This is a genomic window from Neobacillus phoenicis, assembly GCF_047302305.1.
Classification (GTDB): domain Bacteria; phylum Bacillota; class Bacilli; order Bacillales; family Cytobacillaceae; genus Neobacillus.
Genome location: NZ_CP154847.1, coordinates 1,288,154 through 1,312,074, shown reverse-complemented (window position 1 = coordinate 1,312,074; position 23,921 = coordinate 1,288,154). Strand labels below are relative to the sequence as shown.

The 23,921-nt window shown below is 40.8% G+C and carries 13 protein-coding genes; 7 read left to right on the top strand and 6 right to left on the bottom strand.

The window, feature by feature from the left end:
• Window positions 1–76 precede the first annotated feature (76 nt).
• Together AA0X95_RS06815 and AA0X95_RS06810 are read right to left on the bottom strand one after the other, a co-directional pair.
• A complete protein-coding gene (locus tag AA0X95_RS06815) occupies window positions 77–2,845 on the bottom strand; it encodes a cell wall-binding repeat-containing protein (RefSeq protein WP_413306987.1) in 2,769 nt (922 codons plus the stop codon).
• A 307-nt stretch (window positions 2,846–3,152) separates the two neighbouring features.
• On the bottom strand, window positions 3,153–7,454 hold the full coding sequence (locus AA0X95_RS06810; RefSeq protein WP_413306984.1) for a bifunctional 2',3'-cyclic-nucleotide 2'-phosphodiesterase/3'-nucleotidase: 4,302 nt from the start codon (window positions 7,452–7,454) through the stop codon (window positions 3,153–3,155).
• 691 nt (window positions 7,455–8,145) lie between these two features.
• On the opposite strand from AA0X95_RS06810, the gene AA0X95_RS06805 reads away from it, so the two are divergent.
• Window positions 8,146–8,754 (top strand): hypothetical protein, encoded by a 609-nt coding sequence (locus AA0X95_RS06805; protein ID WP_413306981.1) that lies wholly within the window; start codon window positions 8,146–8,148, stop codon window positions 8,752–8,754.
• Window positions 8,755–9,003: 249 nt separating this feature from the next.
• Here the strand turns inward: AA0X95_RS06805 and AA0X95_RS06800 are convergent, their stop codons facing one another.
• Window positions 9,004–9,909: a CPBP family intramembrane glutamic endopeptidase gene (locus AA0X95_RS06800; protein ID WP_413306978.1), complete on the bottom strand. Its 906-nt coding sequence runs from the start codon at window positions 9,907–9,909 to the stop codon at window positions 9,004–9,006.
• Window positions 9,910–10,405: 496 nt separating this feature from the next.
• Here AA0X95_RS06800 and AA0X95_RS06795 point away from each other — a divergent pair, with 496 nt between their 5' ends.
• Window positions 10,406–10,705 (top strand): hypothetical protein, encoded by a 300-nt coding sequence (locus tag AA0X95_RS06795; RefSeq protein WP_413306975.1) that lies wholly within the window; start codon window positions 10,406–10,408, stop codon window positions 10,703–10,705.
• A 53-nt stretch (window positions 10,706–10,758) separates the two neighbouring features.
• On the opposite strand, the gene AA0X95_RS06790 is transcribed toward AA0X95_RS06795, so the two are convergent.
• Genes AA0X95_RS06790 through AA0X95_RS06780 form a run of 3 tightly spaced genes read right to left on the bottom strand, consistent with a single transcriptional unit; the run spans window position 10,759 to window position 13,634 of the window.
• A complete protein-coding gene (locus AA0X95_RS06790; protein ID WP_413306972.1) occupies window positions 10,759–12,543 on the bottom strand; it encodes a hypothetical protein in 1,785 nt (594 codons plus the stop codon).
• Window positions 12,536–13,492: a hypothetical protein gene (locus tag AA0X95_RS06785; protein ID WP_413306969.1), complete on the bottom strand. Its 957-nt coding sequence runs from the start codon at window positions 13,490–13,492 to the stop codon at window positions 12,536–12,538. The genes AA0X95_RS06790 and AA0X95_RS06785 overlap by 8 nt, the downstream gene beginning before the upstream one ends.
• Window positions 13,485–13,634, bottom strand: coding sequence for a hypothetical protein (locus AA0X95_RS06780; protein WP_413306966.1), 150 nt, complete (start codon window positions 13,632–13,634; stop codon window positions 13,485–13,487). Before AA0X95_RS06780 ends, AA0X95_RS06785 begins: the two co-directional genes overlap by 8 nt.
• A 386-nt stretch (window positions 13,635–14,020) precedes the next feature.
• Here AA0X95_RS06780 and AA0X95_RS06775 point away from each other — a divergent pair, with 386 nt between their 5' ends.
• From AA0X95_RS06775 to AA0X95_RS06755, 5 genes are all read left to right on the top strand, one after another.
• On the top strand, window positions 14,021–15,799 hold the full coding sequence (locus AA0X95_RS06775) for a VWA domain-containing protein (protein ID WP_413306963.1): 1,779 nt from the start codon (window positions 14,021–14,023) through the stop codon (window positions 15,797–15,799).
• Between the two features lie 264 nt (window positions 15,800–16,063).
• On the top strand, window positions 16,064–19,456 hold the full coding sequence (locus AA0X95_RS06770; RefSeq protein ID WP_413306960.1) for a tubulin-like doman-containing protein: 3,393 nt from the start codon (window positions 16,064–16,066) through the stop codon (window positions 19,454–19,456).
• Window positions 19,457–19,584: 128 nt separating this feature from the next.
• Window positions 19,585–21,942, top strand: coding sequence for a hypothetical protein (locus AA0X95_RS06765; RefSeq protein WP_413306957.1), 2,358 nt, complete (start codon window positions 19,585–19,587; stop codon window positions 21,940–21,942).
• 12 nt (window positions 21,943–21,954) lie between these two features.
• Window positions 21,955–23,229 (top strand): vWA domain-containing protein, encoded by a 1,275-nt coding sequence (locus AA0X95_RS06760; RefSeq protein ID WP_413306954.1) that lies wholly within the window; start codon window positions 21,955–21,957, stop codon window positions 23,227–23,229.
• Window positions 23,230–23,270: 41 nt separating this feature from the next.
• Window positions 23,271–23,912: a beta-mannanase gene (locus tag AA0X95_RS06755; protein ID WP_413306951.1), complete on the top strand. Its 642-nt coding sequence runs from the start codon at window positions 23,271–23,273 to the stop codon at window positions 23,910–23,912.
• Window positions 23,913–23,921 lie beyond the last annotated feature (9 nt).

Genomic DNA, 23,921 nt, shown 5'->3' with positions numbered 1-23,921 from the left:
GGCGGATTTTTCAGATAAATCGTTCTATACCGTGTTGAGTCCTCCTGCCCGAAAGCTGGAGGACTCTATCCAATTATTAATCTTCAAAAAGTGTTTCGCCCTCAACAGTTACATTTGAAATTTCAACATTTGCATTGCCTTTCAAAGTAAGGTTGCCTTTCACTGTTGCGTATTCAAGCTTTGTTACACCTGTTACATCAACAAATACGTTTCCGTCGTATACCTTTGGAGCTACTGCAGTACCGCTGAATGATGTTGCAGGAACCACTTGTGGAGCAACATTTACGATACGTCCTTCTACTTGTGCATTAACCGTTTTGTTTGGCTGGGCTGCAATGTAGTCATTAAACATTTCCCAATCGACAAAGCCAGGTTCACTTACACGCCCTTCTGCATAAGCTTTGGCGAACATCGTGTAACCGTCTCCGCCTTTAGCCGTAAAGACGTTGGTTGCAACATAATAGTTTTTATCAAGGTCTAATGTTGTAAAGCTACCATTATTACCCTTCACTTCCACTGTTTGGACTTTTTGACCAACTGGTTTTGAGCTGTCATAAGTGAATTTCAAGCCGGATACCTGCAAGAATCCGCCAAAAGCATTTGGAGCATCCTTTACACTGTACTCAAGAGCTTCCTTAATTTCAGAACCCTTTAGGTTCATAATGCCTAATGTGTTTCCAAATGGTAATACTCTGAAAACATCAGCTAATGTGATATTTCCAGCAGGAAGAGTTACACGAATTCCGCCGCCATTTTGAACAGCGATTAAAGTATCAGGGTTGATGGTTTTTGCTTTTGCAAGCATACCGTCAGTAATGAAGTTGCCAAGGTTTGTTTCCCCAATACGAGCAGGTGGATTACCACCAACTAAATCAACTCCTGCTGTACCTACAACTGTAGCTTCTTTTGCTGATATAGCCGGCTTGTATTTTGTATTTAAAATTTCTAAAACATTCGGATCTTCTGTGTATTTGCTAATATCTAGAAGCTTTCCGGCAGTTTCCGGAATGATAACTTTACCATCGGCATCAAATGTTACATCCAATGTTCCCAAGAACTTGTTGTATTCATTCGCTTGGACGATAACAGTCGGCTCTTCGCCAGTTTCATCAAATACTGGTCCAGTAAGTTTCGAATGTGTATGACCGCCAACGATGACATCGATTCCTTCAACTTGCTTTGCTAATTCTTGGTCATTATCCCACTCAAGAGAATCATCGTAACCAAGATGAGTTAACGCAATGATTTTATCAACACCTTGCGCTTGAAGAGCAGCAACAGATGCTTTTGCTTCTTCGATGTAGTTTTCGAAATCAACACCGGCGCCAGGGCTTGAAATTGTTTCAGTTTCAGCAGTTGTTAAGCCAAAGATCCCAATTCTTTCACCATTTACCTCTTTGATGATACCGTCATAAATTTCGCCAGCATCAGGCTCTTCTGTGATGGTGTCGTTATGGAAACGAGATTGCATGTTGGCATCGTTTGTAAAGTTCACGTTAGAGCTGACAAATGGGAAGTAAGCTTGTTTAACGAAGTCAGCCAATACACCAGTTCCCAAATCAAACTCGTGGTTACCAAACGTCATCGCATCGTAGCCAGCATAATTCATAAACTCTAAATCTGCTAAACCTTTATACTCGTTAAAGTATAATGTACCGGAGAACACGTCACCTGCATCAAGCAATAAGGCGTTCGGAGCTTTTGCTCGAACCTCATTAATCGCTGACATTCTTTTCGCCACATTCACCTTATTTGTTGCATTATCAACGTTAGCGTGGGTGTCATTGGTGTGCATGACATTCAATGTATATTTAGAATTCAGTGTATTAATTACATTATCGGAAACAGCTGAAGTTCCACCAAGGATTGTTACATATTTATTTTTTGCAAAATCAAGCACACCTTCAGGAAGTGTATCCGTTTCAGTTAGGACAATAGACCCTCCATAGTTTGCTGCCAGAACAGAACCGGCTAGTGCATCAGCAAACTGTCTTCCAGTGGAAATAAAAACGGTATCTCCTGGTTGATCGAGTTCAGTAGCAATCTTCAAGGAAGTTTCAAAACGATCTTTTCCACCAATCCGTTGTGGATTTTTAACCGCATTTTCTACTCCTTCACTGATTACCGCAGTGCCACCAATTATAATAGTGTCGTCTACATTTTTAAGAGCTTCTGCTGTTGCAGCTGGAACACTATTTGTTTCTGTCAGCAAAATTGGCAGACCATTTTTAGCTGCATAGGAGGCAACAGAGATGGCATCCGGATAGTTTCGCCCATTAACTAGAACAGCAGTTGTCGCATCACTGCCCATTTCGGCAGCTACAGCAGTTGCTGTTTCAAATCGGGTTGCACCTTCAATTCGTTTAACCCAAAGTTTTAAGTCATTTTTTAACGACTTAAATACATTAGTGGAAACGGCACTCGTACCACCTACTATGTAAACATGAGAAGCACCTAGTCTTTTAATCTCTTCCTTCGTAGCTGCCGTTAATTCATCAGTACGAGTTAATAATATTGGGGCATTATATTGATAGGCTAATGGGGCTGCAGCCAATGCGTCAGCAAAATCATCGCCTCTTACAACGACAACATAATCCGACGCCTCCCAGCCTTGTTTAGAAATTTGCACCGCTGTTTCATAACGGTCTGCCCCTTCTAAACGATTTATTCTTTCAGATTTTACTAGATTTTCACCTTGCAACTTCGCGAATGCATCTTTTGATAGAACATTTGTTGGTTGGCTTTCTGCCGAAACAGATAATCCGCCTATTGGACTAGCAAGTAGTCCTAATGCCAATGCCGAAACTACTAGTCCATTGAACTTTTTCTTTGTGCCTTTCTTCACTGTCCCTCCACCTTTCGACAAAATATGTATTTACAAATTTATTATATCTAGATTCAGCAAAATAAAATATCTTTTTTTTTAAACTTTACAAAAAAATTATAGAATTCAAATTTAATTAATTTTTATAACTAATCAACTTTCTGCTCTCGCACCTAATATCTATCTTTTATTTAATATTTTTCTCTAGTAGGTAACATCTTTTGCCTCCCAACTTTGCAATCTGTGGTAGACCTCAAAATGTATACTTTCTTTTCTAAAAAAAAGACCTCCTACCCTAAAATTAAAACGGTAAAAGGTCTCTCGACTATTAAGCTTGTAATTTACGTCTTCTAATTACTAAAGCTACACCAAATGCTAAAATAAGGACTCCTAATAATAGCAAGTTATACATATTAGATGCAGTTTTTGGTAATACATTACTTGGTAGCGGTTTAGGAGAACTTGCTGCAATTTCTGTTTGATTTCCTGCTACCTCAAACACAGCAAAAGTACTAAAGTGAGTAGTTTTTACTTCAACCGTTCCATCCTTATAAACAGCACCTGGAACTAGTTCCCACTTCTTTGTAGTCTCATTGTAATAGAAAACCTTTAAATCATTAGTATTTTTTACCTTGCTAGTATCAACATCGAATGTCAATGTGATTGGCTCAGCAAATTGATGAACCTCTTTGCCATCAATAATAATGGTAAAGTCATACACCGGGCTCTTCGCATCACTATTATCTGTATAACGGTTTAATACAAGGTCAAAGTCCTTGCCAGAAAGATTTGCTAAAGGAATGGCTACTTTTACATCATCATTATTTATAAATAATGGAACGCCATTAGCCTTTAATTGGGCAACTTGTTCTGGTGTTAAGTCTACTTTAACATTCTTTTCTTTTCCTAGATCAATTGTTAGGCCAGCTTTCTCTTTAACAGCCTTTTCAATTGCACTAGTGAAATCCTTCGAATCAATAGTTGCTTTTCCAGCTTTAACAATTGGCTTAACGACAACAACCGGAGCTGCTGGTGCTGGAGTTGGATCTGGAGTAGCAGATTCTGCAAGTAGAATTCTACCTTCAATTTTTGCTGAGATAGGTTCTTTTTGCGCCTTTACATAATTTACAAATGCATCTAAATCTGTCATCCAAGTCTCACGATTTTTACCTTGTTTTAAAACAACGAATCCGTCCCCACCATCAGCCATAAAGTTATTAACTGTGATTGAATATTCGGCCGTTGGATCGATTTTCTTACCGTTTGGAAGGAAGATATCTAAAACTTTTTGTCCAATTGGTAATTTGTCATTCCACGTATAGCGAAGGCCGGAGATTTGCATGATTTTATTGTAACTTGGTGGAGCATTGTATTGCTGATTTAATAACGTTCTTACTTGGTCACCAGTAATTTTCATAGTTACTAGATCATTACCAAACGGTTGAACCTTAAATAAATCGCCCCATGTAAGTTGACCTTTTTTAAGATCATTACGAATACCGCCGACATTCATAAAGGCAAAGTCAGTATTTGTAGTAGTGCGCATACTATCGGCAATTAGGTTACCAAGGGCTGTTTCGCCGGCTTCGCTAGCTTCACGAGTTAGTTCAACAGCAGCTTCACCAACTACTTGACCAGTTATTGGCTTAATATCTTCCTGATAGCCATCAAGCTCAGCTTTGATTTTTGCGTCAGGTGAAATTTTACTATGAAGTGTGTCGATAACCTTCGCGCTTCCAGAAACAATTTCCTTCGTAACTGGATCAATCGTTAAATCAACATCAGAGAAAGCTGTCCCATATGACCAGGATTGAACAACAATTTTACCGTCTACATTTGTATTCAGATATTTATGGTCATGTGCACCATAGATAACATCTACTTCTGAGTCGATATCTTTTGCCATATCAATGACTCTACCTGTTGCATTGGTTCCATCTGTGTTAGATGTACCAGGGTTATGCGCGAGAACAACAATGTTCTTAACGCCTTGTGATTTTAATTCTTTCGTGTATTTATTGATCGCTTTTACTTCATCAGTAAATACTACTCCTTTTACACCACTTGCAGTAACAATAGAAGGTGTTTCAGTAGTTACCACACCGATAAAACCAAATTTAACTCCATTAACCTCTTTCACTGCATAAGGAGGTAAAATCGGTTCGTTTGTTTTTTCGTCCACTACGTTTGCCACAACATAGGACATCGTAGAACCAGTAAACTTGCCATATTTTTGTTCATATTGTGCAGTTTTTGAATTGTATCCGCCATAGATTAGACGTTTCATTTCCGCTACGCCTTCATCAAACTCATGGTTACCAATTGTACCTACATCAAAACCAAGTTCATTCATAAAGCGAATGGTTGGTTCATCTTGTAAAAGTGCTGATACCGGAGGACTCGCACCTACTAGATCACCCGCTTGAAGCATAAGAGTATTAGCAGGGTTATCAGCTTCATATTTCTTCAAATATGCACCTAAATACTCAATACCACCTGAGTAATCAACTACTTTACCATCTTTGTCTTTAATAGCTCTCCAAGTATCCAGCTGCCCGTGGAAATCGTTAATACCTAATAATTGAACATGGATCTTATTATCAAGAGAATAAAGTCCCCACGTATTACCGTCTTCTTGTACATTACCAAGTGAATGGATATTTTCTGATGCATCCGCATAAACCTTAGCACTAGGTGAAGACTTAAATGTTAACTGTAATTTATCATTCATTGGAGCGAATGACCAGTTATTATCTGCGCTTGGATTAACAGTTCCTTGTGCTTTAATGTAATCAATTAGCACTTGGCGGCTTTCATCCGGTGAGTTAACGACAACTTCTTCTTTACCATCAAGACCCGGGAAGAAACCTCCACCACCGGCACGATAGTTATTTGTTGCAACAATAAACCATTGGTCATCTTTAATTGGTTGTCCTTTGTAAGTTAAATTTACGATTCGATGTGAATTTGGATTCGCCATTGGTTTACTTGTTCCGTCTTTTGTGTATCTAGGTGGCTGAGTAATATCAATTTGATAGTTTACGCCATCAATAACGTCAAAGTTATAGGTCGGGAACGATTCATTAATAATGCTTTGTGGGTGAAGGTTTTTAGGATCAACCGTATTGAATTGACCTGCAGACATCTCCAACCATTCTCTGATTGTCGCTCCATTTACTTTTACAGCTTTTAGTGTATTAGGATATAAGTACAAATCGTTTGCACTCTTAATAGAAAGCTCGCCGGTTGGAATATTCGTGTAATACGACGGACCACCGTTTTTGCCACCAGCTTTAAATGGAGCACCTGCTGATAAAATAGGAAGATCTTTTAACTCTGGGTTTTTGTCTTCAATCCACTTTTTTACATAAGCAGTTTGAGCATTATTTACAATTTGGACTGTCGGGTCATCTTGTACTAAAGAGAAGTAGCTGTATAATGGTGCAGAAGTTTCGCCAACTTTACCACGTACATAAGTTAATGTACCGTCATGTTCCGGCTGTACGTCTGTCACGATATGCTGATCTTCAGGAGTATCAGCTGCCACAGGACGGTCAACAGATTTGGAGTTAGCTTTATCAACAGTCCATTTACCATTTTGTTCTACTAATGCTAAGTCAAGGACACCTAAATTGTTCCCCCAATAGCCTGCTTCTACAGCTGGAGTACCATTGATTGTTCCTTTAGTCGTATTAATTCCAGGTAGGTCAGGTTGACCTGCATCTCCATTCACATGGAACTCTTTCCCTGCTGGGAAGTTTTGATGGGCATGTCCAAAAAGGAGAGCGTCAATTCCAGGAACCTTACTTAATGAATAAACGGCATTTTCTGCTTCCGCTTGACCATCATTTGTAACGTCACAGCCAGAGTGTGCAATCGCAACGACTACCTCTGCCCCTTTATCTCTCATTTCTTTTACATACTTATTAGCTGTTTGGACGATGTCCTTTACAGTAACTTTTCCATAAAGGTTATCGTGATCCCAGTTTAAAATTTGCGGTGGTGCAAAGCCAACGACACCAACTTTAATAGTATGTTTGTTTCCAACTTCATCTACTATTTCTTTGTCTAGAATCTGATATGGAGTAAAATAGTTTTCTGTATCATTACTAGAATCTCCATCAGCACCATTATCTTTATAAATATTGGCATTAACAATTGGGAACGATGCTTTATCTAGAACTTGTTTCATGTATGGTAAACCATAGTTAAACTCATGGTTTCCGACAATTCCTGCATCATATTGTAAGTAATTCATTGCTCTGATGATTGGATGAGTGTCATTTTCTCCTAGAGGTTTTACCTTCGCAACATAGTCAGCAAGTGGATTCCCTTGAATCAAATCTCCTGCATCAAATAACATTGAGTTCGCTTTTTCTGATCTAGCTTGAGCAATTAGGGAAGCTGTTTTCGCTAAACCAAATTTGATATTTTTATCTGTATCTTGATAATAATCATATGCCCTTACATTTGAGTGCAGGTCAGTTGTTTCTAGAATACGAAGTGTCGCTGTACCTGGTGTGGTTTCAGCTTTCGCATGAAAAGAATTCCATGGTGTTATAACTGTGCTGAGAACTAAAGCTGCAGTTGCTAGTTTACTAACTTTATTAATTAGCTTTTTTTTCTTCATCGTTTGCACCTTTCTTATTCAAAGTTTTACAGCTTACATGAAAAATATCTGCAAGATCAGCTCCTTTAAGAATTTCGACATTTTTTACAATTCTAAAAAAGTAGAAATGAAAGCGTTTTACTTATTGTCGTAAAAAACTGTCGAATTTTAGATTCTCTCACTCTTCTATTATATATTTCTAAATTATGAACGAAAAGTAAAATTTTTGTTAAAAGCGTGAATTTATTATAAAATTCTAGTTTTTTGGACATAGGTAGTACGAACTATAGTGAATTTTAAGTGCTCCATTCCACTAATCGACATTTTTCGGGAAATAATGTTGGACTTTAGCGAGAGAAAAAAGTAGTTAAAATTTCCAAATTAAGGTACTATTGAACTACTACTACTATTTTTGGAGGTTGATAATATGCCACTTTTGCATATGAAAGAAAAGTTCACTCCTCTGAAACTAATCGGCATTAAAGTGTTTCGTTGCACTGAAGGGAATACCTATATAAAGATCTGGAATATGCCTCGAAAACGACGATTCTTTTAAGAGGTTGCTTCACAACCTCTTTTTTTTATAGATAAAAAGCAGTTCCATAGACTCATATATTTTTTTAGTTAAATTCAGGAATAAATGGATTTTTGTTGTCTTTTTATAGTAGGATAGTAATAGTTTCTAACTATAACACAAAACGGAGGGCTGAGAATGCTGACTCCCGCACAACAAAAAGTAAAGCAAGAACTGGAGGAGCTACAGTTAAAGGCCCTAGTGCATCAAAATGAACAGGGCATTCCTGATAAAAAGCTCTATAGTAAAAAGTGGATTTACATAATCGTAATTGTGGCAATATGTGCAGTGACCATTAGTAGCTTCATCCTACTACTAGACTTTTCGACTGACACGCAAGAAGAAATTGCTTCCTACTTAGAAATTGAGCAGGGTTATGCAAAACAAAGTGCGGAACTATTTAATGAAATAACTGAAAAAGATTCAAACAGTTTACAAGAATCAGGAATATTACAAGCAAAGATACAGAAAAAGGTTCATTCCTTAGCTGCACCTGCCAGCTTGAGGGAGCATAAATCAGATTTGCTCGATGTCATCCAGCAGCGCCGTGACATCATTTCCTATCTTACTGAGAAACATAACAACAACTCCATCCAATTGAATAAAAAAATAATCGAACTATCAATTAAAGAGGAAATGGCTGCCGATAGTTTACTAAAGGCATTTGATAGAGAAAAGATTCAGTACGATACACAAGAAGATGGAACGGTTCAATATCGGGTGAATTCAGCAACTTATCAATACTAAACATGTTTGCAAGAAAGAACAAAAGGCGGAAGCGCCTCGTTCAGCCCCGACAGGCAAATGTTCTTCGGTGGGAAAAGTCCGCCTTTTGACTTTTATTGCCGAAGGTTATTTGACCCGAGGGGCTAGGCGCTGGAGCTAGATTCGGACAACGAGTTCAGTTATCCACACTCGGGCCTTTTTATAATTTCCAAACAATAAAAAACAGGCTACCGCAAGTTTAGAACGGTAGCCTTTGTTTGTTTTATTTGGTCAGTTGCTTATTTCTAGCGGTTCATTAGTACCCATTTTCTTCTTTAGACGGCTATGCTTTAATTTTTCTATGGATAATAGAATCATATGAACAATAAATAAACCTAACGCACAATATTCAACTGCGTAATCGATATAATACCATGACAGCGTGGCGGTTATATCATAGATTGAATGCACAAGGACGGTCACCCAGAGGTTACGAGTCCATAATAAAATTAAGCCGAATAACAGCCCCATATTAGCGAAGGTCACGATGGCACCGATTCGAATTGACCATGGCTGTTCCGTATCCAGCGTGTGGTCGACGCCAAATAAAATCGACGTAAGAAATAGTGAAAGCATGAGGAATAGATCCCTTCTCCCGCTCACCCAGCGCTTAGGAAAAAGCTTCTTGAAAACAATCAGGAAGAGAATCATATAGGATAACCGCCAGACTTCCTCTAAACCAGCGAGAGTATCGGCATATAAATCCGCGCCAATCGTATCGACCTTATCAAAAAAGGACCATACCGGGTCAATTGGTGCTCCTTCCTCATCCTCATTCACGTCAAAGGATTGTGTTTCCGCATAATCCTGCACATATTGATCATAGTCATCGCTAAATGCCTGAAATGTATTCGTTGAGTAAATATTTATGACCGTACTTCCCAGGAAGAAAACAAGAAAAGCACCGGTAAATTGCATCATCATCTGCCGCGGTCGTTTGGGAGGATCCGCTGGGCTGGCGAGTCGGCGATACAGCTTCCAACCGATAAAAAAGGATCCAACCATGACACCATCATACAGTGAGCTTGCCATATAGCTGTACCTGGATAGATAAAGAAGGACTTCCACACCGATCGTCACGATGAGCATCGCAAAAAGTAGTTTTTTCGAAAGTGGTTTTGCTAAATTAGAGATCATAACGTCATTCCTTGCCTGTAAATTTGTAGAGTCTTCCTACTTACCTAATAGATTGACTGCTAGTATCCCGAACCCATTTAAAAAAAGCAGGAAAAGGAAACAGGCAATCGTCCACTTCTTTTTTCTCGACACGGATTTGTCTCCTTTGAGTTTAGACTTTGTTAAGAAACCTTGTTGATTTTTATACTCTGTTCATTGGAGCGGAAGGCACGAAGACTCCTGTGGGAGTATGGTTCAGGGGAGACCCCGCAGGCGCAAGCGCCGAGGAGGCTCGCCGAAACACCCACGGAAAGCGAAGTGCCTGGAGCGGAAATCAACAGACAAACTTTAAGAATATAATAGTAATAATTTAACATATCCCTAGCCAATTATCACCATAATGTTCTTTCCATTTTCTTGTTTGTTATAGGGGTTGTTTACAAAAACAACCTTCCAATTTATACTTATTTATATAAAAATTTACAGTTCGGAAACTATATGGATAGGAGATTGTTAAATGAAACGACTTGTTTCCATCATTCTTTTAATTGTGGTTATTTATGTGTTATCCGAAACCAATCCTACACGTTCAGAATATGTGGACTGGATGAACCACAAGGCAATGGACCAATCTTCCAATCTACTGCAAAAAGGAGTACTCTCTGTAGCGGGAAAATCAATGTTTGATATGGGCACCACACAAGAGGATTATTTTATTTTCACTGTTTATAAAACAGACTTTTCCAAAGTAGGGATGGGAGAAGTCACATCGGTCGGTATATTTAATCGCTTTATCCCTATCTCTAGTAAAGAATAATGGCGAAAGGGGTCAGTATCCACTAAAACTGTGGTTCCTGACCCCTTTTTTTATTATTCCACTTTTTCAACTTGGATGACGGGTACGCGAACCTGTTCGCCATTTTCATTGGTGATCGTGGTGTAACTGTTAAATACACCGATGACAGTATAATTCGTATAGATGGTAAAATTCTCAGACCCATTTAATATCAAATACGATTTCTCATACTTACCGGTACTATAATTGTAGCCTTCTGATAGAGTGACGAGTGCAGCTCCGCTGGATGTTTTTGACGCAGCATAAGCAGTAAAGCGAACTTTTTTTCCAAAGTAACTCGCGATATCGCTTACCTGAATATCCACATAATCTACTTTAATCTTAGTAAATTGATATTCCCCATTTATGCCAGGTTCAAAGTAGGCGAGCTCCCCTGCTCCTTGACCAACCGGATTATCTAGCAATAACACCTGTTTTGCTTCAACCGTTAGATTGTCCGCTTCGACATCAAGAATCGGTTTAATCAAGCTGGATTCCACTTCATAGGCTAGGTAGTGATGCTTTCGTTCGGATGACTTGGCATCAATAAAGAGGACCGGATTGTCGGATGTACTGTAGCTGCTTTGGAAACTCAGCTTATTGATCACAGGTGACGCATTGACCGTCCCTTCAGTCACTACCATCGGTTCTTCACCCTTAAGCCTGCCAAAATATATTTTTCCATCCTTAGAGATGGCAGCCACAACACTGTCAGCTCCCCATTTATTTCTCGCATTCACGAAATTTGGAAACTCCTTATCCGGATACAAGCGCTTTAAAACGCGAATCGGCTCATATTTATCCCAGGCAAGATTGGCCTTTGCAATTAGCTGCTCTGTATTTTCCAAAGGTGTGAGCGCTTCGTAGATGCTGATGGCCTCCTCATACTTGTTGCTCGCTGTTAATTTTTTCGCTTTAGAAAGAAGGTCCGATTTGGACTTTTCAATATAAGCCAAAACCTTAGCGTCCTTCATATTCGACGACAACTTCTTCGTGCTATTCGCCTGTTCGGCAAACGTGGCATAGTCCTTTTTTGCAATTGCTGTAGTAAGAACGTTTAACAGATAGGTATCCAGTTTTTTTACCAGCCAGCCGGATTCAATCGAGAACCTGGAGAGCATGCCAAGTTGCCGGTTTCCTTCAGTTACAATCTCTATAACAGGCGCATTCGCAGAGGTTAATTTGTTTACCTTTCCCTCGTAATACATTTGAAACGAGGTGATAATCTCCTTTGATTTAGCGGCCTCCCCACCAAAATATTCGTTTGGAATTTTGTTTACGTTCGTATAAATCTGTTCCTCTGCTGATTGGTCAATAGAAGCACCATTTTCCAGTTTTGCAAGATTAGTCTTTTTTATAGTCGAAAAATAGCCCTTCATATCCTGATCCAGCTTGGTTAGAGCGAGCATCTCTCCATACATGTCCTTCTGTATATTGGTGCCTGACACCCATTTTTGTTGGTTTGTTTGCCAGCGGTCATACATATCAACGAGAAGGTCAAGTTCGTTATCCTTATAATAACTGGCTGCCTTTTCGTCTAGGTCCTCCATGACTTCCCGAATAGGAGAAAGGAGGGAGAGTTTCATATTAATATCTTTGTTGTGATCCGTAACCGAAAGATTGAGCTTGGCGGCCCGTAACTTCTTCTCTGCCTCTACCAAGTTTCCTGAACGATACAACTGCATCGCTTCCTGATAGGTCGTAAGTTTTTCATGCGCCAAAATAATTTTGCCACCCACTAGTACCAAGAGAAAGCTAAGGAAAATCAGATAGAAATTCCGCGATAGATTCACTTTTTTATAAACAGTTAATTTAAACATGACTTACTGCCCCTTCATCATAAGCAAAGCGCTTGAAATCAGGATCGTAATGATACTTCATTGTAACTAAACGCCTTGTTTTATTCTCAAGGCTCCCCCAGTCCACCTCGGGATTTGCCTGTAAAATACTGCATAAACGCAGAATCCTTTCCTTTGGAAAAAAGTCGAGGAATTCTTCGATAAAAGGGGCAAACTCCTGAATATACAGCTTCATCCGTAAGGTGGTACCTGCAACTGAAATAAGGGACTCCATCCCAAAATCTCTGATGATCGCTTCACGGTACTTTATAAAATAAGTAATTCCCTTTTTCGTCATCAGTGACCGGTTGATTTTTACCACCTCAAGTGCATATTTCACAAAATCCTTATCATATGATGAAGGAACGAGGGGTTCAAGCTCCAGTTCCATATCGCTTCTAAGAATGATCTCGTTCAAGGCCATCACACGGCGGATTTTCACCTGGTCATTATAGATAAAATCGCCGATTTCACGGAGTTTTTCATAGGCTGGGGCAAGTTTTTCCTCCTTAACATCCTGCTTTGCGAGATCACTGTCAAACCGAATTCCTGCTGCAATCTTTTTTAAGTCGACCCTGAGTAATTTCTTTAGCTGCATAAAATATTCGCTTTTCATGAAAATGGACGTTAGGATCACATAGCTAATGACAAAGAGAAGCCCGGTAATGAGCGAGAAATACAGTGCCTTGACCGTTGGAGCAGCAATAATTCCAATGCTGACAATGATTAAGATCCACGTTATTTCAGTAAATAGCCTGTTTTTAAAAATGGATTTGACGAGACTCTCGATTCCTACAAAAGACGTGCCGCAGGTTGGACAGTTTTCATCCTTTAGCACAGAATAACGATTGCACTTTTTACACATTTTCAGCTTTTGAAAACGGTATTGTGTCCGTTTTTTCTTGGAAAACTGAACCGCCTGTTTAGCCAATCGACTCACCCTCGTTCAGCATGATTACTAATTCCTGGTCCACATCGTCAAAGTGGCCGCTGTTTCTTTTATTTTTGAATAATTTATAGGTTTTCCAGATCAGGATCAAAACTAGAACACTAGTAAATACAATGCTATACATTCTATTTCCCCTTTTCGGATAGTTTTTTACAGAATACTACCGTTTTTTCCAAAAAATACATTATTTTATATTATAATAGGAAGATTTTAATAATTCTAGCGAATATTGGTTGGGAATATAATGACAGCGGTGGTAAAATAAGTTTAATATGAAGAAATTTGTAATTTTTCAAACAACTGCTTTGATAGATTTCACACCCTTTTGATTGGAGCGGAAGGCACGAAGACTCCTGCGGGAGTACGGGTCAGGGGAGACCCCGCAGGAGCGAAGCGACGAGGAGGCTCCCCGGCACGCCCGCGAACCGCTCGTGCCTGGAGCGGAAATCAACAGGCGAATTTATCAGAGCCTGTACTATAAGGAAACTGCTAAGTTGGAGGTTACTTCAGATGATAAAAAAATGGATTAGTAGTTTGATAGTAGTCACTTTTCTTTTTTGCAACATCAGTTTTTATACTGTACGCGCTGCAAGTCCGTTACATTCCACTTCTCGTATCGAGGGAATGCTGGTAGTTGATGTGAGTAATTCCATGAAAAGCAGCGATCCAAATAATATTAGCAATGAAGCCATGAAGATGTTTATTGATATGGCCTCTTTTAATGGCGATAAGATTGGGGCCATTTCCTATGCTGATGAGGTCATGCGCGAAAAGGCACTGGTCAAAATTCGCTCCGAACAGGAAAAGAAGGATCTGAAGGATTTTATCGATTCACTAGAAAAGTCCACGTATACAGATATCTCTTCCGGGGTGAAGGAAGCAGTTAAGGTATTGGACTCGAGTCATGAAGATAATTACTTCCCTCTTATCGTGCTGCTAGCCGATGGCAACAACGAGCTCGACCCTAAGAAGTCCAAGACAGCAAAGCAAGCGGAGGATGCGCTTAATGAAGCGGTTGCCGCTGCAAAGACGAAGGGCTACCCCATTTTTACGATTGGGTTAAATGCCAATGGCAAGCTGAACAAGAATGTCTTATCTAATGTAGCCAAAAGTACGAATGGGGAATTTTTTGAAGCGAGCTCAGCGGATCAGCTCCCAAGAATTCTTAGTGAAATCTTTGCTAACCATTTGAAGCTGAAAATGGTCCCTGTGAACCAATTGGTGGCGAATGGCGATTATCAGGATATCAAAATCAATGTACCAAATGAAAATGTTTTAGAAGCCAATATCTCTCTGATTTCAAGTCAGCCGGTAGAAGTAAAGTTGCTTGATCCTTCAGGAAAAGAGCTGGCCGTTCCCTCAGACCAAGTCTTTCTTTCTAAATCGAAAACCTACTCGATGGTTAAGCTGATGAAGCCTGTCCAAGGTGATTGGACGCTGAAAGTGAAAGGCGTCCCTAAGGATAAAATCGATATCAACCTGGTGTTTAACTACGATTTGCAGCTAAAACTCACGCCGCTTGCCAAGAAGACCTACAAAGCAGGCGAAACAGTTAATATTGGTGCCTTCTTTGAGGATAATGGCACAGCCATCGCGGATAAAAACATTTATCAATCGATGAAAGCTCGCGTTTTTGTGAAAGACCTCGATACGGGGAAAACGGAGGAATTTAGTTTAACATCCGCCGAGCAAGGTTTTGCAGGACAGTTCAAGCTTGGAAACTCTGCTAACTATGAGGTCGTGGTAAAAGCGGAAGACAACAGCTTCTTCCGCGAAACAGCACCAGAAAAGCTAACGGTTAAACAATCTGGGGCAGCTGTACCTACAGTATCCAAACCAAGTCCAACGGAAGAGGAAACACCATTCCCGTGGCTTTATGTGAGTCTTGGCGTGATTGGGGTCCTACTGCTAGCTGCACTTGCTTATGTGTTGTTAGCAAAATTGAAGCAAGCGAATCGTGGATTCAGCGGCCAGATGGTGGTTGAGATCAAGGATGAGGACACGGGCGAACGAACCAGCCCACAATATAAAAAATTGAAAGGTTTTAAAGGGAAATTCCGTCTCCATCAGCTTTTATCGCTATCACCAGAGTTTGCGGAAACGGATCAAATCCATTTTAAACCAGCATCAGGGGACTCCCTTCTCTTGATCAACAACTCAGACTGTACCATCGAAAAAGGAGGCCGCGCCATCGACGCCAAAAAAGGGCGTGACATCAAACGCAACGACCGCATACGAATCGTCCTAAAAAAAGTAAACAAATCCATCTACATCGAATACATCAGCTAAATAAAAATGTCGGCGCCATGATCTGTTGATTGGAGCGGAAGTCACGAAGACTCCTGCGGGAGTACGGGGCAGGGGAGACCCCGCAGGAGCAAAGCGACGAGGAGGCTCCCCGGCACGCCCGCGAACCGCTCGTGACTGGAGCGGAAATCAACAGATCAGTCGTGCCATACAAAAAAGGTACCTGACACCATTTTTTGAATCTTTTGATGTAATTTTGCGTCTATATAGGTAGTTGTATTTTTTCAGCCAGGGAGGAATTTTTGCATGAAAGCTAGTGTGAGAGAGCATATTCAGCAGTTGGATGTTTCCTTAGGTGGAGGCATTATATCAGAAAAGATCCGTGTTGATACAATAGACAACCCGATGCTGGTCATCGGCTTAGGAGGCACCGGAATTGATGCCCTATTACGACTCAAATACCAAGTCAACCGCCGCTTCAAACTTCCCCAAGATCCGCTATCTAAGAAGAAAAAAGAAAAACCAAACAACATTGAATTCCTAGCATTTGAAACCAACGAGTATGACCGCAATAAAAAGTATAAAGGCGTCGGCCTCGACCCGAACAAAGAATTTGTCCTCCTTTCTAACCCGGAAATCGGCGGCTTGCTGCAAAACCGCAGTACGATCGAGCCCTACATAAAGGAATGGCTGTCACCTGAACTACTGATTACCGATGGCATCAGCGGTGCGTCCGGTGTTCGTCAGGCAGGAAGATTGCTTCTGTTCACAAAAATCAATCAAGTCGTCCAAACTATCGAGCGAAAAATTGAAGCCGTCCTAGAAGGCACAAGCAAACGCCTCTATGTCTTCATCCTTACGGGTCTTTCCGGAGGAACAGGCAGCGGCTGTTATCTCGATATCGCCTATATCACCCGCGGGATTATGGAGCGGAAATTCGGTCCGACCGGTGTCGATAAAGTAAGTATGCTCGGATATCTATTCACGCCGGATGTGAATTTGTCCAAACGAGGCTTAAGCTCGCACACGGTTGAATATATTGAGAAAAATGGCTATGCTGCCCTAAAAGAACTCGACTACTGGATGAACTGTGATGAACGAAACGAACGCTTCAAAATGAAGTACGGCAGCTTGCTTGATGTAAATTCACCGATGCCTCCGTTCAATCTGTGTCACTTAATCTCCGGGACGAACCTGGAGGGTAAATGGCTGGAGAACGCGTATGATTACTGCATGAACGTCACGGCTGAGAACATTACGAATTTCATGGCCAACGAGGAAAAGCAATCGGGCGAAGAGTTTGCCATCCATGATTACATCAGTAACATCCGCACGAATATTGCGCAGATGCCCAAGCCATATGCCGCTAACTACCAGTACAACATTATCGGTGCGTCAATGGCAGAAATCCCACTAGAGGAAATGACGACCTATGTCGGCTATAAGCTGTTTGAAAAAATGAACAACATGTTTGACTCTAACCCTGACCAGACGGACGTCGAACAATTTGCGGAAAAGCTTCGGATTGACCCAGATTCCGTCCATCAGCGCTTTAATGAGCGCGTACCTGAGCCGTTGTCCGGTTTCGAAAACAGTGACCGTTTCTCTTATAACAACGTCATTAAAACATCGGTCATCAATCTAGATGAAGAACTGGACCGTGAATTTTTACTAAAAGCGAAGGAACAGTACCGCAAGTGCAAAAAACAGGTCCCTGGCGAAATCATGGAGGAGTTCCGCCGTCAAATTGAGCGTTTGTTCCTCCATCCGAAAAAAGGGCCAATTTTCGCATCACGTTTAATTTATTCAAATGATGGCTTTTGCTTATTAAAAACATTACAAGCCTATGTGGAAGGACTCCGCGACCGACTCGAACGCCTGCCGAGGGCGATTCAGTCCGAACAGGAATATGCCTACAACAAGCTAGAAGATGCAAGGAGCGCCTTTATTTCAAAGGACCGCAAAAAGAATGCCTATATCGAAGCAAAGCTGAACGAGTATTACGCCCGTGCTGAAAAAGCTAGAATCGAAGAAATGATTGAATTCTATGAAGATCTCTATGCGCTCCTCAATAGCCAGAATAACAAGATTTACGAGGTGTACAAAGAAATCCTCGAAACGTTGAAAGGTATTTTCGAGAAGAATGCCGATATCCTTGTCGATGGAGAAGAAGTCAAACGGGAACAGGATGTAACGTATTACTGGCATCTTGTCAGTGTTCCAGATGTGGCACGTGAAATACAGCGGATGTTTGATTCGAAAGACGGCGAATTATTAGTCCAGCAATGGGCCGAGATGCTCCTTGAAAAATCGACCTACTGGGTGAAGGAAACCGATGTGGATGTTGTGGGCACCGTTTCTGAATTCCTAACAGACCAATTTGGTGAATTAATCACTAAGTCGATGGAAGACTTTTTACGACTAAAGTACGGCGACGATCAGCCGATTGATAAAATCATTGAAGATAAGATTGCCGCCCGTTTAGACCGGGATGCCCTTCCGGTGTTCCACCTGGCTAACAGTAACGGACAGCTTCACTTCCCGCAATGGGGCTTTGTTTCTGTACCAGTGAAGGCCCCGAATATTTTTAATGGTATTAAAAATTTCGAACGTCATTCGTTAAGTCATTCCCGCTTCACGATTAAGGAAAGCGAATTGAAGAATCGAATCTTCTGGCTAAACACAAAGAACGGAATTCCATTGTTTGCGTACTCACCACTAACAAATTATGAAACACAGTACGAAAAAACCATTTTAGAAAAAGAAGGTGTGGGCCGCCATCTTGTACAAACAGCGAAAGAAAATTGGGCCTACCTCCCTTCCCCGATTCCGGAAAAGTCTTGGGGAGATACGTACCAAAACGAGCGAGTAAAACAATACAATAGGGCAATCCGCACCCTGTTTGACCAAGCAAAAACATTCGGAGCTATTACCGAAAAAAAAGCCGAACAAAATACTAGTGCAAGATTCCAGTGTCATTTTACAAAAGAAATCAGCCTAGCGGATTTGTTTACTGCAAATGATGTGGACCCTAACCAGCTGGATAAAGCGAGCCTTGGGAACTTGAAGCAAGTTCTTCGTGTATTGAAAGACATGTTCGCCGGCAAGATGGAATCAGCGGGTTCCAGTGATATTTTCGGCAGCACCAACGAAGAGTTAGCTAAAGAAAACTTCATTCGCTCACCTAAGCTGATTGAGAAAATGAAGCTGGAGGTTCAAAAGTACAGCCTCATTCAGGAGAAAACCACTGAAATTGAGCAGTATATTGCCTCACAAAAGGACAAAGAAGCTTCACTGAATCAGTTCATTCAGGCAGTGTACACCAAAACCATTCGGAAGCGCGGAGCTCTTTATGTATACGATAAAGAGATTGAGGAAGATGCGTGGGAGCCGTTTGTCAATCTAATGAAGACAACAAAATTCGTAGATTATGAGATTTATCAAGCCTTTAAGTCCTTAAGTCCAAAACAAATGGATCAGCTTGAAAAGAAATCTGAACGCCGCAGTAATGAGTTAATCAATCAAGAAAGTGCGACCGAGCTGGTGGCAGCATTAGAGGAAATGGCGGCTACCTACAAGAAAGAAAAAGAAGAGCTCGATTACGACTACAAAGATTTTACTAATGGCGAGGAGCTATACAACTTCTATAAAGAGATGATGATCAAGGTTTCAGATATGCTTCGTCAATTAAAGTCATAGACTGAAACAATAAAAATTCATAGTCCTATATTAATTCAGGCCACTTGCAGCATTTGCTTGTGGCCCGCCTCTTATCAAACCCAGCTTTTTAAGAGCTCAGGGAACGTTTTCTATGGGAGGGAAACAGCTTGAGAGAACTTTTACAAAAATACGCCAACACATTTTCACTCGAACTGGAAAGAATGAGCCTTTCGGAAAATGAACAGCGAAGTGTCAACCATCCGATTGTCTTTCTATTCCTAGGTGACCTGGTAACGGAAGCACTAAAGTCCATCATCACCATCAATGAAGAAAAATGGCAAAACAGTTCCGGCGTCTTATATTTTCATGCCTATCAATCTGCCACCATTACCAACTCAAACGTGTTATCCTTCCAGCTTCCAGGTGACGGGTTGGATCGGAAGGAGCAGCGAAAAGATTTATATAAGGCCTTTTACCATAATGAAAACCAGCTTATTAAATTAAATCAAACCTTTCGTAAGCTTTCTATGAAGATCGCTGAGTACGGCAAGGTTTATTCTTCATTAAAAAAAGTCAATCTTTGTGTAATCACAGCGATTGATGACCCAGCCAACATCCTTATTCAAGAGTGTACGTTGCTTCTAAAAAGCATTCTTCAAGAGTCGTTTCGCTTGGTAGAAGTTGATTTATATGGATTGATGAAGGAAAAACAGGACGGCGATACTTTTGCCCTTTCCACCTCTTTAGGCATCAGTTTTTTCAAAGAACTAGATAGCTATCAAAGAGAGGATTTCACATTTGAGAAGGAACTTCAGCTAACCGAGGATCATTTACGACTGATGGTCAGCCACCCTCCTTCCCCCCTCTTCGACTTAGTGTATTTATTAAGTGATAAGAATGAAAATGGCTTGATTTCAACTGACAGCATGAAGCAAAACTATGAGATCATCAGTAATCTCAATCTGTTAAAAAACCGCAAAATGATAACTGATTATCATGAAAAAATGGACAGTTATAATCATCAGGATTTTAAACGTGGTATGAAGGGCAACACCAGGGAACCCGTTTACGCTTCTGCCGGCTTTGCTAAGGTGAATCGCCCCAATAAAGCTATTGCGCTCAATGCAGCTAGTTTATTTTTCCAAGAGATGCTAACTGCATTAAAGGCAACCAGTTCCGAGCCGCGCGAAAAAGTACTCAGTCTATTCGGGCTATCTGAGACTTCCTTTCAAAAGTATTATCACGAATGCCTGCCACCAGTGGATCAGCTTGAAAACATGACAGGATTAATGGGTACCACAAACTCCTATCAAGCGGTAAAACGAATGTCACTAAAGGAAGCGGAAGATCATTTATATGAAGGCGGAACAGAGCGCTTCTTTACAGTTAACTTCGAGGAACCTATCCGTGAGTATTTACTTGGGCTTGACCTGAGATCTACTATTCATCGTTTTCTCTATGAAAACGTAATTAACCATGAACAATATGGATTGTTTGCAGCCTACGTATGGACCTCTGATTCTATTGATGCCGAAAGTAGTGTAATGAAGGAAATCGCCAAAATGCAGCGGGATACAAAACAGGATCGTCTCGAAGCAGAGGCCAGGCTTGAACAACTCTACCAGCAAACGGTTGACAGCGGTGATTTTAAAAAGAGCTATTTCCCCTTTGCCGACAAGAAAAATTTATCCAGCTTTGTCCACTACTTTTTTGACAGCGTTTATGGGCTCAAGTATGAACTGTTAAGGTATGAAGTAAAGCTGGCGATTTTAAAGCAATATCAAGAGGTTCTTGCAGAAAAGCATCTCTATATCCGGACAAAAATGGAGCTCTTCGATCAAGTGGAGTCTTGCCTAAAGCAAGCAGCGGCTGAAAGCCTTCATGATTCCGATGAGGAGCTGGATCAAAATATTGCCGATTATTACGCAGAAATGATCAGTCAGATTACAGCGAAGCTGAAGGAAAAGTATGGCGATAGCTTTTTTTCTGATGAGCGCTTTTTTGGAAATCTCCTCTCTTTGCTTGAAAATGGACCTGTTTCCCTCTTGAAGAGATTGCTGTACGTCTGTAATCGGGAGGTATTAACCGCGGAGGAATTCCATCGTAGCTTTGAAGATGAATTGTTAGAACGGGCGAATGTAAAAACCCACTATGAAAACCGTGACATCCTTTCTAAAGAAGATTTATTCAAGCAGTTATATCAACGACTAAAGGATCACGCGTCCATTCATATTGAGGTCCTGAACTATACGCAGGGTCATCGCTACGAAGAAAAGTACTTTTTTGGCGATTTCTATAGCAAGTTCATGTCCTACGCTTTAGAAAAAGAACATGAAATCAGACAATGTAAAGTCGGCTGTGCCCATGAAAAGAAATCGAGCGGCATCGAAAAGCTGGCCATTATGGGTGGCTTTCAGCTAAAAGATTTAATGTACTATCGCAATGGTGAAAAATACTATGAGGCCTATACAAAAAATGGCTATGTCTTTCACCATCAACCCATGGAAACCAACTCTATATCATAAGGAGTCTTACGCATGCCTGTCCGTAAATTTAGTTTTCTCTTTTTTGTTTTTAGTGTCATTGCAGGCTTTGTTGGCGCTATTTTTGGCGAATGGTTAATAGGCACTTACTATGGTGTTTGGCCTAATATTCTGTTGATGGGTGCCTATTTTGGCCAGCTGGCCTTATTTGCTGGGCTCTTTCTCCTCATAGCAGAGCTAATTACACCCATAATAAATGGGCGCAGTTGGCGCTTAGAATATTCGGGATTATCCTGGAAGGTTCTGGTGCCGTCCACCCTCGTGATGCTGTTTGCTGCTGGTCTTATTTTTCAATTTCTTTATTCTCTTAATTTTTCAAGTGTGAAACCACCCGACGATATTGTCATGGTTATGGATATTTCGGACAGCATGAATAAAACCGACCCACACCATGAAAGCTTGAAGGCAGCAGGAAAGCTCATTTCTACGATGGAACCACATCATCGTGCGTCTGTTATTTCTTTTAATGAAAACACGTCTATTACTAAATCAATGTTTAACATTAACGATCAAGCAGAGCGTACGGATGCCATTGATCAAATCAATCACTTGAAAGCTAGTGGCAGTACCGATATTGGCAAGGCCTTAGAGACGGCAATGAAGGAAATCAACGACCATCAGCAAGCCGGTCGAAAACCGATGGTCATTCTTTTTTCTGATGGCTATAGCGAACTGAACCTGGATGCAGTGGTTGAGCCTTTTCAAGACAAGGATATCATCATTAATACCATTGGCATGAGTAAAATTGACCGGGGCGGTGCCCAGCTCCTAAAGTTAATTGCCTCTAGGACCGGTGGTTCCTTCTACGACGTCAAAAAGGCCAATGAACTCACAAGCGTATTTGAGAGAATTTATTTAGAAAACCAAGACCGTCTACTTGTGACCGAACGGCACGGATTATTTAAAGACAGCCTCTATCTCGCTGTTCTTCGTGTACTTTTCATGATCCTGATTGGTGGTTTGTTTGGATTAGCCTTAGGCATTCTCTTTGATAACCGCTATTTGGCAAAAAGCTATGGGATTATGGGCCTGATTTCTGGCCTACTCGCTGGTCTCGTGCTCGAGCTAGGGTTGCAAGATCAAATGCTGTCCGGATTTTCCTATCGGCTCGTGGCCGCTATTCTCTTAACAGCGTTAACAGGACTCGGCACTATGGTGATCCCAATACGGGAAAAATTTGCTGGTGGCACATCCCGTCATTCGGGTGGAGCAAACTATACTGCAAAGAATTCTGGTACAAAGCTCGAGCCATTTAAAAAGGGATTTTAATAGAATGTTGATACAACAAGAACGAGATGGAGGGTGATCGCTTGCTGAACTGGGAAACCTTTTCTTCCCCTGATCTTGAAATTAAAGACATAAACAAGACAATAAGAGACTCCGAGGTACATTTATCTTGGTTTTGGTCAAAGGAAATCGACTTTGTCTACATTTACAAAGCCGCTGCCGACCAGGTCTGTCCCATTAGTGAACTGAATGAAGCAGATTTAAAGCTTTACACCCGTGAGGAATATAAGGCCAATCAAGGCTATATTGGCAGAATGGATAGCATTGGCCGCTATGCCTACCGCATTTTCCCCTGCCAAAAACGGGACGGGAAACTCGTCATCATTAGACAGGAAAATGAAAAGAATCTCATCTATGTGTCTGGATCAAAGGCAAGAGTTTATTTTTCCATCATCTATAAAAATAAACTCTTTCAGCCAAAGAAACGCGTAAAGATGAGTATTATGACCGAGCTTCCGCTAGATAAAGAACTGTTAGTGTATGTGAAAAAAAGCGGCAGTATGCCGGTGTCTGTTGACGATGGAACGGTATATCCCTTTGTTCGCGACTTCCCTTCAGGAAAAACACTGTCGCCTGAAATCGAAATCAATAAAGATGAATATATACGAATCTTTTTTAGTAACGGAAAGAAATCAGCTGAAATGTATGAACTGATACCTGAATAGGGGGCTTAA